Annotated in this window: 11 protein-coding genes; 5 read left to right on the top strand and 6 right to left on the bottom strand. The window is 66.8% G+C overall.

Going from position 1 to position 12,083, the window contains the following annotated elements; genetic code table 11:
• The first annotated feature begins 232 nt into the window (after positions 1-232).
• From pxpB to PKKP23_RS20140, 5 genes are all read left to right on the top strand, one after another.
• Positions 233-886, top strand: coding sequence for a 5-oxoprolinase subunit PxpB (pxpB, locus tag PKKP23_RS20160; protein ID WP_126878163.1), 654 nt, complete (start codon positions 233-235; stop codon positions 884-886).
• On the top strand, positions 883-1,932 hold the full coding sequence (locus tag PKKP23_RS20155) for a 5-oxoprolinase subunit C family protein (RefSeq protein ID WP_126878162.1): 1,050 nt from the start codon (positions 883-885) through the stop codon (positions 1,930-1,932). The genes pxpB and PKKP23_RS20155 overlap by 4 nt, the downstream gene beginning before the upstream one ends.
• Before the next feature lie 46 nt (positions 1,933-1,978).
• Positions 1,979-2,731 carry a 5-oxoprolinase subunit PxpA gene (gene pxpA / locus PKKP23_RS20150; protein ID WP_017772088.1) on the top strand — a complete coding sequence of 251 codons (753 nt, stop codon included), beginning with the start codon at positions 1,979-1,981 and terminating at the stop codon, positions 2,729-2,731.
• Between the two features lie 410 nt (positions 2,732-3,141).
• A complete protein-coding gene (locus tag PKKP23_RS20145) occupies positions 3,142-3,912 on the top strand; it encodes a DUF969 domain-containing protein (protein ID WP_126878161.1) in 771 nt (256 codons plus the stop codon).
• Positions 3,909-4,862, top strand: coding sequence for a DUF979 domain-containing protein (locus tag PKKP23_RS20140; protein WP_126878160.1), 954 nt, complete (start codon positions 3,909-3,911; stop codon positions 4,860-4,862). The genes PKKP23_RS20145 and PKKP23_RS20140 overlap by 4 nt, the downstream gene beginning before the upstream one ends.
• Positions 4,863-4,979: 117 nt before the next feature.
• Here the strand turns inward: PKKP23_RS20140 and PKKP23_RS20135 are convergent, their stop codons facing one another.
• The 6 genes from PKKP23_RS20135 to PKKP23_RS20110 all read right to left on the bottom strand — a co-directional run bounded on the left by PKKP23_RS20135 (position 4,980) and on the right by PKKP23_RS20110 (position 11,976).
• Complete coding sequence (locus PKKP23_RS20135) at positions 4,980-6,155, bottom strand: TraB/GumN family protein (RefSeq protein WP_126878159.1); 1,176 nt, start codon at positions 6,153-6,155, stop codon at positions 4,980-4,982.
• Positions 6,148-7,173 carry a peptide ABC transporter ATP-binding protein gene (locus tag PKKP23_RS20130; RefSeq protein ID WP_126878158.1) on the bottom strand — a complete coding sequence of 342 codons (1,026 nt, stop codon included), beginning with the start codon at positions 7,171-7,173 and terminating at the stop codon, positions 6,148-6,150. The genes PKKP23_RS20135 and PKKP23_RS20130 overlap by 8 nt, the downstream gene beginning before the upstream one ends.
• Positions 7,170-8,207, bottom strand: a complete 1,038-nt coding sequence (locus tag PKKP23_RS20125) for an ABC transporter ATP-binding protein (protein ID WP_126878157.1) — start codon at positions 8,205-8,207, stop codon at positions 7,170-7,172. The genes PKKP23_RS20130 and PKKP23_RS20125 overlap by 4 nt, the downstream gene beginning before the upstream one ends.
• Position 8,208: 1 nt before the next feature.
• Entirely contained in the window at positions 8,209-9,126 is a 918-nt protein-coding gene (locus PKKP23_RS20120; protein ID WP_126878156.1) for an ABC transporter permease subunit, read from the bottom strand.
• Between the two features lie 76 nt (positions 9,127-9,202).
• Positions 9,203-10,213: an ABC transporter permease subunit gene (locus tag PKKP23_RS20115; RefSeq protein WP_017772095.1), complete on the bottom strand. Its 1,011-nt coding sequence runs from the start codon at positions 10,211-10,213 to the stop codon at positions 9,203-9,205.
• A 131-nt stretch (positions 10,214-10,344) separates the two neighbouring features.
• The gene (locus PKKP23_RS20110; RefSeq protein WP_017772096.1) at positions 10,345-11,976 is read right to left on the bottom strand and encodes an ABC transporter substrate-binding protein; all 1,632 of its coding nucleotides are present in this window, start codon (positions 11,974-11,976) and stop codon (positions 10,345-10,347) included.
• Positions 11,977-12,083 lie beyond the last annotated feature (107 nt).

The raw sequence follows: 12,083 nt of genomic DNA, 5'->3' as shown, positions 1-12,083 counted from the left end.
GAGAGTGTACGACGCCGCAGCAGGCGGCGGCCCTGGCAAAAACGCTTATTGATAATTTGTAGATAAATTATTGAGAATGTACGCTACACGACGAATCGGATGATAACGGTCGGACGAACTTCGGCCAGCGCCTTGCAGTTGCGCCCGCCCCTGCGCCGTCCTACCGTTTGAACGGTCGAGCGCACCGAAACCGCAGGCCGACCGCCGTCGTCCACACCGAACCCATGTACTTATGAGCTCACCCCGCATCTATCCGCTCGGCGACAGCGCCCTCGTCTGCGAAGCGCCGCCGCCCGCCACGCTGGACGTGCAGCGCCGCGTCTGGGCGGCCGCCGAAGCGGCGCACACGTGGCCGCACGTGCTCGAAGTCGTGCCCGGCATGAACAATCTCACCGTCGTGTTCGACCCACTCGAAGCAGACACCGCCCAGCTCGGCGAACAGCTGGCGGCCGCCTGGCACGCCGCACCGCGCGCGCATGCCGAAGGCCGCGAGGTGGAAATTCCCGTGGAATACGGCGGCGAAGCCGGCCCGGATCTGCGCACGGTCGCCGAGCACACCGGCCTTTCGCCTGAAGACGTGGCGCGCCGTCACGCGGCCGGCGACTACGTGGTGTTCTTCCTCGGCTTCCAGCCGGGCTTTGCCTACATGGGCGGACTGGAGGCAGCGCTGCACACTCCCCGCCGCGCCGAGCCGCGCCTCGAAGTGCCTGCGGGCACCATCGGCATTGGTGGCGAGCAGACGGGCATCTATCCGGCCGTCTCGCCGGGCGGCTGGCAACTCATCGGACGCACGCCGCTGCGGCTCTTCGATCCCTCGCGCAACCCGCCCACGCTGCTCCAGCCGGGCGACCGGGTTCGCTTCACCATCGCGGGGATCAGCCTATGATCGAAGTGATCCGCGCGGGGCTTCTGACCACCGTGCAAGACCAGGGCCGCCACGGCTACCGTCACCTCGGCGTGGCGACGGCCGGCGCGCTCGACCGCCTCGCGCTCGAAGTGGGCAACCGGCTGGTAGGCAACCGGTCTCACGCCGCGGCGCTCGAAGTGACCTTCGGCCCGCTCGTGCTGCGCTTTCCACGCGCGACGCGCATCGCCATCACGGGCACGGACTTCAGCGCAACGCTCGACGGCAAGCCCGTGTGGTCGTGGTGGAGCCTGCCCGTGCAGGCAGGCCAGGAACTCGCGCTGCAGGCGGCGAAGCGCGGCATGCGCGGCTACGTCTGCGTGGCGGGCGGCATCGACGTGCTGCCCATGCTCGGCTCGCGCAGCACCGACCTCGCCGCGCAGTTCGGCGGCCTGGGCGGTCGCGCGCTGAAGGACGGCGACCGCCTGCCGCTTGGCGTGCCCACGCGCACCACGCCCGGCTTCAGCCCGGCGACGCGCGAGTTCGGCGTGGCCGCGCCCGCCTGGTGCAGGTTCGCGCAGGTGGACGAGCCGCACCGGCGCGGCCGGCATCCGTCGGGGCTGCCGTGGGCCGTGGCGGTCCGCGTGCTGCCCGGGCCCGAATACGAGAGCTTCACGCGCGAGGCGCAGCAGGCATTCTGGTCGGACGAATGGCTCGTCACGCCCAACAGCAATCGCATGGGCTATCGCCTTGCAGGCACGCAGCTCGCGCGCAGCCGCAAGACCGAGCTGCTCTCGCATGCCGTGCTGCCGGGCACGATCCAGGTGCCGCCGGGCGGCCAGCCCATCGTGCTGATGGGCGACGCGCAGACCACGGGCGGCTACCCGAAGATCGGCTCGGTGATTCGCGCGGACCTCTGGAAGCTCGCGCAGGTGCGCCTGAACGGCGGCGTGCGCTTCATCGAAACCACACCCGACGAAGCGCGCGCCGCGCTCGCCGAAGAACACGCGTATCTACGGCAGATCGATGCCGCGATCGCCATGCACGAAGAACGCTGCACGGCGGGCATCGCCGCGCGCGCAGCGTAAGCAACATGACGGACGCCGACGGCGTCCAGCACCAACAGGACAGGCCATGGAAATCGATTTGAACGCCGATCTCGGCGAAGGCTGCGGCTCCGACGAAGCGCTGCTCGACCTCGTCAGCTCCGCCAACATCGCGTGCGGCTGGCACGCGGGCGGCGCCAATGCCATGCGCGACTGCGTGCGCTGGGCCGTGAAAAAGGGCGTGTCGATTGGCGCGCATCCCAGCTTCAACGACCCGGAGAACTTCGGCCGCAAGGAGATGGACCTGCCTGCCAGTGAAATCTACGCGGGCGTGCTGTACCAGCTCGGCGCGCTCTCGGCGATCGCGCAGGCCGAAGGTGGACGCATCGCCCACGTGAAGCCGCACGGCGCGCTCTACAACCAGGCCGCGCGCGACCCGAAGATCGCCGATGCCATCGTGTCCGCGGTGCACGACTTCGATCCGTCGGTGGCGGTATTCGCGCTCGCGAACAGCGGACTGGTCACGGCCGCGCGCGCCGCCGGTCTCGTTGCCATCGAAGAAGTGTTCGCCGACCGCGGCTACCGCGCCGACGGCTCGCTCGTGCCGCGCTCGCAGCCGGGCGCGTTGCTCGACGACGAAGACGCCGTGCTCGAACGCACGCTGGGCATGATCCGCGAGCAACGCGTGCAATCCGTGGAGGGCGAGTGGGTACCGCTCAATGCACAGACCATCTGTCTGCACGGCGACGGCCCGCACGCGCTCGCGTTCGCGCAGCGCATTCGTGCGGCGCTCGACGCGGCCGGCATCGAAGTGCATGCGGCGGGTGCGGCGCGGGTTTGAAGGGGCTGAGGCGGTTCGGTGCGGTGAGATGCGGTGAGGTGAAGCGCGGCGACGCGTGAAGCAACGCGCGGGCCGCGCGAGGCACGCGAATGCATCGGGCCACATTCGTCACGCAACCGCATCGAGCGGCAAGCGCCGCAACGGCAATCGGTAGTGGCAACAGGCAGTGGTAATCGGCAGTGGCAATCGGTAGCAACAGCAGCCAGCAGCAACAACCGGTAGCAACCAACAGCATTAGAAAAGCAGCACGCAGCAGCACTAAAAGCATCACCCGCATCAAGCATTACCCCGATGTCCAAGCGGCCGCCCAGAGCCGCGCAGCACCTCAAGAGCCGTCACGCGCCATCCCAAACCGCCACCAGCGGCCAACGAGGCAAGACGGCCCAATCACACCCCGTTTGGAGATCCTGATGCAGACAACCGTCAGCTTATGGCCGCTCATTGGAGTGGCCGTCATCATCGTTGGCTTCGTATTGCGGTTCAATCCGATGCTGATCGTCGCCGTGGCCGCCATCGCCACCGGCGCCGCGGCGCACTTCCCGCCCGAGAAGATTCTCGCGGCCATCGGTACCGGCTTCATCAAGACGCGCAACATCCCGCTCATCATCCTGCTGCCGCTCGCCGTGATCGGTCTGCTGGAACGCCATGGCCTGCGCGAGCGCGCGCAGATGTGGATTGCCGGCATCAAGGCGGCCACGGCCGGGCGTCTGTTGATCGTCTATCTGCTCGTGCGCGAACTCACGGCGGCCGTCGGTCTGACAGGTCTGGGCGGGCATCCGCAGATGGTGCGTCCGCTGATTGCGCCAATGGCCGAAGGCGCCACCGAAAACCGCTTCGGCAAGCTCACCGACGCCGTGCGCCAGCGTCTGCGCGCGTTCTCCGCGGCGACGGACAACGTGGGCCTCTTCTTCGGCGAAGACATCTTCGTCGCGTTCGGCGCCATCGTGCTCATGACCACCTTCCTCAAGGAAGCCGGCGTCTCTGTCGAGCCGATGCACGTCGCGGTGTGGGGCATTCCCACGGCCATCTGCGCGTTCCTGATTCACGGCTTCCGGCTGTATCTGCTTGACCGCAAGCTGGAGCGCGAACTCGGCGGCCAGCGCAAGGCGCATGCGAATGCATCCGCCGCAGCCGCCGCAGCCGCTACCCACACGAACGCCACCACGGGAGACGAAGCATGACGCTCACCATCAACTACCTGTTCTGGCTGCTGGGCATCGTGCTGCTCGTGATCGGCGGCATGATCGCCACGGACCGCGAGCATCCGCGCCGCTTCACCGCGGGGGGCTTCTGGATTGTCTACGCCGTGATCTTTCTCGTGGGCGACCGCCTGCCGCCCGAAGTGGTGGGCGTGCTCGTGATCGTGATGGCGCTCATTGCCGGCTTCGGCGGCGTGACCGCGGCCAAGCCGAAGGTGCTCTCCGACGAAGTGCGCCGCGCCAGTGCCGTGCGCCTCGGTAACAAGCTCTTCGTGCCCGCGCTCACCATTCCGCTCGTTACCGTGGTGCTGACGCTTTCGGCAAGCCACCTCGTGTTCGGCGGCACGCCGCTCATCGAGGCGAAGAACGTGACGCTGATCGGCTTCGGCGTGGGCTGCGTGATCGCGCTCGGCATTGCCTGCATGCTGACGCGCGACAGCGTGGGCCAGTCGGTGAAGGAAGCGCGGCGTCTCGTGGACGCGCTCTCGTGGGCCGCCGTGCTGCCGCAGATGCTGGGCATGCTGGGCCTTGTGTTCTCGGATGCCGGCGTGGGCAAGGCCGTGGCGCACGTCACCACGTCGTACATCGACATGGACCTGCGCGTGGTCGCCGTGATCGTCTACTGCGTGGGCATGGCGCTCTTCACGGTCATCATGGGCAACGGCTTCGCGGCGTTTCCGGTGATGACGGGCGGCGTCGGCGTGCCGGTGCTGGTGGGCATGTTCCACGCGAACCCGGCCGTGATGGCCGCCATCGGCATGTTCTCGGGCTACTGCGGCACGCTGATGACGCCGATGGCCGCGAACTTCAACATCGTGCCCGCCGCGCTGCTGGAACTGCCGGACAAGAATGCGGTGATCCGCGTGCAGGTGCCCACGGCGCTTGGCATTCTGGCGGCCAACATCGTGCTGCTGAACGTGTTCGGGTTCTGATTCGAGGGACCGGCCGCTTCGGCGGAGTTTCGGCGAGCTTCGGCGGCCTTCAGCGGCGTTTCGGCAAGGCTTGAGCCTGATTCAACCCAGGCTCAGCGCGGCTTCAATCCGGCCGCTTCAACCCGGATCGACGACAAACCCGTGCTGGCGCAGCAGCGCCAGCACGCCGCGTTGTCCGCCCAGATGCAGCGCGCCGATCGCCACGAAGAGCGGCCGGTTCGGCGCCGCGATCGCCAGCATGCGGGTCACGAACCGGCGGTTGCGCTCGTAGACGATCTTGTTGTCCACGGCGTCAGAGACGCGCCGATCGCGCGCGAGCCGCTCCGATTTCGCGGCCTGCCAGGCGGCGATCGCATCCGCATCGCCCACGCGCCACAGGCGCAACAGCGTCTGCACGTCCGCCGCGTTCTGCGCGGGCGTCTGCACGAGGTCTTGAGCGAGCATCTCACGCTGCTGCGCGAGCGTGAGACTCGTGAACGCGCGCATCTGCTCAGCCAGCGTTTCGAGGCCCACGATCTTGCGTCCCTTCAGCTTCAGGAACACGTTCTGCAACTGTGCCTCGGTGCCGTACTCGGTCTGCAGGCCCGCGGAGAGCGAGTCGTAAGTCTCCACCAGCAGCGAGGCCAGCCAGGGCCGCATCTTGCGGATCTCGTCGAGCGCGGCGGGGTTGCCCCGCAGACGCATCTCGAGCCGGTGCCACAGCGGCTCGGGCAACAGCCGCGGCAGGCACGGCCGCGAACAGACGCCGTATTTCGTGACGTCGTCCTGCGAGACGAGCAGGTCGTCGGGCGAGAGTTCGAGTGCGAGCGTGGGCGACGCCGTGAGCGCGGCGAGGATGCTGGGGCGAAACGGCTGGCCGGGCGGATAGTCGGCGGGATCGCCCACGTGGAGCGTGCCGAGCACATAGATGGTGGTGGTGCCGTGCGTCGCCACGTAGAACGGCATGCGCGCCGGCTGGGTCCGTACGGGACCGCCCGCCACGGTGCCCGACGCGGAACTGAATGCGCCGGGCGGCGGATTGAAGCCCGGCAAGGTGGCGCGCGGCTGATTCGCGGCGCCCGGCGGCGGGACCGGCGGCCTGACGCCGCCCGTGCCCGCGACGGCGCCCCGCCCCGACCCGGCGAGCATCAGCGCCACGAGCAGCGCCGCGCTCACCAGCCTGCGCCCGCGCGAGCGCCGGACGAAGACGCGGCCCGGGAAAACCGAACGCACAGAGACCAAGCGTGAAGCAGCACGCGCGCCGCTTTCCCACAAGCGGCGCGTAAAACGACGCGCCGCCGTCGCTTCAGGCATCCGATTCCCCCACCTCCTCTGCACGGTGGCAGGATACCTGACGGCCATCCACTTCGCGAAGCTTCGGCTCCTCCGTGCGGCACCGCTCGATCGCATACGGGCAGCGCTGGTGGAACGTGCAGCCCGAGGGCGGATTAAGCGGCGACGGCAACTCGCCCTGCAGCTTGATCTTGATGCGGCGGTCCGCCTCGAAGATGGAGGGCGTGGCCGACATCAGCGAACGCGTGTACGGATGCCTCGGACGCTCGAACACCGTCTTCTTGTCGCCCAGCTCGGCCACGCCGCCGAAGTACATCACCATCACGTCGTCGGCGATGTGCTCCACCACCGAGAGGTTGTGCGAGATGAACACGTAGCTCGTCTTGAACTCGTCCTGCAGGTCCATGAAGAGGTTGAGGATCTGCGCCTGGATGGAGACGTCGAGCGCGGACACCGGCTCGTCGGCCACCACGATCTGCGGGTCGAGAATCATCGCGCGCGCAATCGCCACGCGCTGACGCTGCCCGCCCGAAAACATGTGCGGATAGCGCTTGGCGTGCTCGGGCCGCAGGCCGACGATGCGCATCATGTGCGCGATGCGCTCCGCGCGTTCGGCAGCGCTCGCCTGTGCATTGATGACGAGCGGCTCGGCGAGCGTCTGCTCCACCGTCTTGCGCGGATTGAGCGAGGCAAACGGATTCTGGAACACCATCTGCACGCGGCGACGCAGTTGGGCGATGGTCGCGTGATCGGCGCCGGCTACGTCCACGCCGTCGATCACGAGGCGCCCCGAAGTGGGCGGCTCGATCATGGTGAGCTGGCGCGCGAGCGTGGATTTGCCGCAGCCCGATTCGCCCACCACGGCGAGCGTCTTGCCGCGTTCCAGCGCGAACGACACGCCGTTGAGCGCCTTCACCGTGCCATGCCCGAACATGCCGCGCCGCACGGCGTAGTGCTTCGCGAGGTGGTCGGCCACGAGCACGTGGTCGGCGCCCGAAGCGTGGGTGTCGCGCGGAGGCACCTGAGGGACTGCGTTCATCGTGCGCCTCCCGGTTGAGTCGATTGCGTGGAAGACGGAGCGTGCGTCGCTTGCGAGGCGCCGCCGCTCGTCACGTTCAGCGGCTTGATGCAGCGCACGCGCGCAAACTCGCCTGAGCCCGGCACCGGGTCCAGCGACGGACGCGCCTTCATGCAGTCGTCCACCACGTACTTGCAGCGCGGCGCGAAGAGGCAGCCGCGCGGACGGTCGTCGCGGCCCGGCACCATGCCCGGCAGTGCCGCGAGGCGCACGGCGCCCACGTTGTGCTCGGGAATCGCGGCGAGCAGCGCCTCGGTGTACGGATGATGCGGCGCTTCGAAAATATCGGGCACGCGGTTCGTTTCGATGATCTCGCCCGCGTACATCACGGCCACGCGCTGCGCGACTTCGGACACCACCGCGAGGTCGTGCGAAATGAGCACGAGCGCCATGCCGCGTTCCTTCTGCAGGCGCACGAGCAGTTCCATGATCTGCGCCTGGATGGTCACGTCGAGCGCCGTGGTGGGCTCGTCGGCAATCAGCAGCTTCGGGTTGCAGGCCACGGCCATCGCGATCATCACGCGCTGGTTCATGCCGCCCGACATCTGATGCGGATACGCCGTGATGCGGTTCTTCGCATCGGGAATGCCCACCTGGTCGAGCAGTTCGAGCGCGCGCCGTTCCAGTGCGTCGCCGCGCAGCCCTTCGTGCAGCTTCAGCACTTCCTTGATCTGATAGCCGACGGTGTAGCTCGGGTTCAGGCTCGAGAGCGCGTCCTGAAACACCATCGCCACGTCTTTGCCGATGATCTTGCGGCGCCCTTTCGGCGACGCGTTGAGCAGGTCTTTGCCGTCGAAGGTGACCTCGTCGGCGGTGACTTTGCCGGGCGGGTCGATCAGGCCCATCAGCGCCATCATCGTCACGCTCTTGCCCGAGCCTGATTCGCCCACCACGCCCACCACTTCGCCGGGCGCGACCGAGAGGTTGATGCGGTCCACCGCCGGCAGGCCGCTGAAGTTCACCGCGAGATTGCGGATGGTCAATAGGTCTGCCATGTCAGGCCATCCGTTTGAGTTTGGGGTCCAGTGCGTCGCGCAGCCCGTCGCCGAGCAGGTTGATGGCGAGCACCGAAATCAGAATGGACAGGCCGGGCATCGTCACGATCCACCAGGCGCTGTCGATGTAGTCGCGCGCCGAGGCCAGCATCGCGCCCCACTCTGCCGCGGGCGGCTGCACGCCGAGGCCAAGAAAGCCGAGCGCCGCGGCATCCAGAATGGCCGACGAAAAACCGAGCGTGGCCTGCACGATGAGCGGCGCCGTGCAGTTGGGCAGCACCTGCGAGAACATCAGCCGCAGCGTGCCCGCGCCCGCCACGCGCGAGGCGGTAACGTACTCCTTCTGCAATTCGCCGAGCGCCGAGGCGCGCGTCAACCGCACGTACCCGGGCAACGCGACGATCGCGATGGCGAGCATCGTGTTCGTGAGCCCCGGACCGATGATCGCGACCACCGCCACCGCGAGCAGCAGCGAAGGCAGCGCGAGCAGGATGTCCATGAGCCGCATGATGGGCGTGTCGGCCCACTTCTCGAAGAACGCGGCCACGAGCCCGAGCACGACGCCCGGAATCAGCGCGAGCACGACCGAAACGCAGCCAATCCAGAACGACAGCCGCGCGCCGTACATGAGACGCGAGAGGATGTCGCGGCCGGCTTCGTCGGTGCCCAGAATGAACTTCCAGTTACCGCCTTCGAGCCACGCGGGCGGAATCTTCACGAAGTCGCGGTATTGCTCGATGGGACTGTGCGGCGCGATGAGCGGCGCGAAGATCGCGACGAACACGAGCAGCAGCACGATCGCGCCGGCGCCCACGGCCCCGCGGTTGCGCGAGAAGTTGGCCCAGAACTCGCGCGCGGCGAGCGCGCGGCCGCTGGGCGGCGTCACCGCCTGGGGCACAGTGTTTTGAATGTCGGCCATGCGTCAGGCCTCCCTCGGAACGATGCGGGCCGCCAGCACGGGCGCCCGCCGGATACGGTTGGGTTCTTGCACGGCGTTACCTCGTATGGCGAATGCGCGGATTCAACACGCCGTACAGCAGATCGACGACGAGGTTCACCACGATCACGAGCGTCGCGATGAGCAGAATGCCGCCCTGCACGACGGGATAATCGCGGCGCGAAATGGCATCGATCAGCCACTTGCCCACGCCGGGCCACGAAAAAAGCGTTTCGGTCAGCACCGCGCCTGCGAGCAGCGTGCCCACCTGCAGACCAATCACCGTGACGACAGGAATGAGCGCATTGCGCAGCGCATGCACGACTACCACGCGCACGGGCGAAAGCCCCTTGGCGCGCGCCGTGCGGATGTAGTCCTCGCGCAGCACTTCGAGCATGGACGAGCGCGTCATGCGCGCCACCACCGCGAGCGGAATGGTGCCGAGCACGATGGACGGCAGGATCAGATGGCTCACCGCGGAGCGGAACGCACCTTCGTCGGTGGAAAGCAGCGCGTCGATCAGCATGAAGCCCGTGACGTGCGGAATGTCGAACTCCACGGCAATGCGGCCGGACACCGGCGTCCAGCCCAGATTCGACGAGAACACCATGATGAGAATGAGGCCCCACCAGAAGATCGGCATCGAATAGCCGGTGAGCGCCGTGCCCATCACGCCGTGGTCCACCACGGTGCCGCGCCTCAGTGCCGCGAACACGCCGGCAGGCAGGCCCACCACGAGCGCGAACAGCATCGCGCAGATGGACAGTTCGACGGTGGCGGGAAAGCGCGCGAGGAACTCGCTCATCACGCTCGTGTTGGTGACCACGGACGTGCCCAGGTTGCCCTGCAACGCGTGCTGGACGTAATGGATGTACTGCATGGGCAGCGGCTCGTCGAGCCCCAGGCGATGCATCGCTTCGGCGTGCATCTGCGGGTCGACGCCGCGCTCGCCCATCATCACCTCGATCGGGTCGCCCGGAATCAGGTGGATGAGCGCAAACGCCAGAATGGTGATGCCGATGAAGGTCGGTATCACCATCCCGATGCGGCGCAAGACGAATCGGAACATGGTTCGTTCCCTTGATTGGGGGGGATGAAAACGCAACCGGCGACAAGGGGCTCATGCCCCCGTCGCCGGACCTTTTTCGACCTGTTTTCTAGTTGCTATGCAAACGGTGCGAAAAGCGTAGTGCTTGCGCCTTACTGCACGCCAACGCCGTCGAAGCGCATGTAGCCGAGCGGCTCGATGCGCATGTCGGTCACCTTCTTGCTCACCGGCTGGTAGACCGTGGAGTGAGCGATCGGCGAGAACGGCAGTTGCTGCGCGAAGATCTGCTGCGCCTGCATGTAGGCCTTCGTGCGCTCGCCCTGGTTACTCGTTTCGCGGCCCTTCTGCACGAGTGCGTCGAACGGCTTGTAGCACCACTTCGAGAAGTTGTTGCCGTTCACCGCGGAGCAGCCCAGCAACGTGCCGAGCCAGTTGTCCGGGTCGCCGTTGTCGCCCGTCCAGCCGATCAGCATGCTGTCGTCTTCGCCTGCGTGTGCGCGCTTGATGTACTCGCCCCACTCATACGTGACGATCTTCGCCTTCACGCCGATCTTCGCCCAGTCGGACTGGATCATCTCGGCCATCAGCTTGCCGTTGGGGTTGTACGGGCGCTGCACCGGCATGGCCCACAGCGTGATCTCGAAGCCGTTCGGCAAACCGGCCTTCGCGAGCAGCGCCTTCGCCTTCTCGGGATCGTAGGCCGCCGCCTTCAGGTTCTTGTCGTAGGACCACTGCGTCGGCGGCATCGGGTTCGTGGCCGCCTGGCCGGCGCCCTGGTAGACCGAATCGATGATCGCCTTCTTGTTGATCGCCATGTCCAGCGCCTCGCGCACTTCCACCTTGTCGAGCGGCTTGTGCTCGACGTTGTAGGCGAGGTAGCCCAGGTTGAAGCCCGGCTGCGACGGCATCGCGATGCCCGACTCGGCCTTCAGCGGCGCGATGTCGGCGGGGCGCGGATAGCTCATCACCTGGCATTCGTTGCGCTTGAGCTTCTGCACGCGCACGCTCGCGTCCGGCGTAATCGAGAAGATCAGCTTCGAAATCTTCACCGCGCCCGGCTTCCAGTAGTCGGGGTTGCCGTCGAAGCGGATGGTCGCGTCCTTCGTGTAGCTGCGGAAGATAAACGGACCCGTGCCCACCGGATATTGGTTGATGTCCGCGGCCTTGCCGGCCTTGAGCAGCTGGTCGCCGTATTCGGCCGAGAGGATCGAGGCGAATTCCATCGCCAGATTCTGGATGAACGGCGCGTTCACCTCGTTGAGCGTGAAGCGCACCGTGTACGGGTCAACCTTCTCGACCTTCGCGATCAGCTTGTCGAGGCCCATGTCGGTGAAGTACGGGAACTGCACCGGGTAGGCCTTGTGGAACGGCTGGTTCGGATCGAGCATGCGCTCGAAGGTGAAGACGACGTCGTCGGCGTTGAATTCGCGCGTCGGCTTGAAGAACGACGTGGTCTGGAACTTCACGCCCTTGCGCAGGTGGAACGTGTAGGTCTTGCCGTCCGGCGAGACGTCCCATTTTTCGGCGAGGCCCGGCTCGACCTTCGTGCCGCCGCGCTCGAATTCCACGAGGCGGTTATAGACGGTGAAGGTGTTCGCCGTGAAGTCGACGCCCGTGGTGTACTGCGCCGGATCGAAGCCCGCGGGACTGCCTTCTGAGCAGTAGACGAGGGTCTTGTTGGGAATATCGGCGGCGTTCGCCAGTTGGGCGCCTGCCATCGATGCCGCTGCGACGGTTGCCAGCATGGTGAGCCGCGCCGTGCGCAACAGGTTGTTTTGCTTCATGTTTCCTCCAGGATCGGAGCCGGCCGGAGCCAGCGTAGCGCGATATTACTGACCTTCGCCGCCCGTCACAAGCAGACGAAAATCCGCATGGCGGGGCTGCAACAAGG

The organism is Paraburkholderia kururiensis JCM 10599 = LMG 19447 (genome assembly GCF_003986935.1).
Lineage (GTDB): Bacteria > Pseudomonadota > Gammaproteobacteria > Burkholderiales > Burkholderiaceae > Paraburkholderia > Paraburkholderia kururiensis.
Note: the sequence above shows the minus strand (reverse complement) of the source record. Positions and strands in the feature narration are given on the sequence as shown.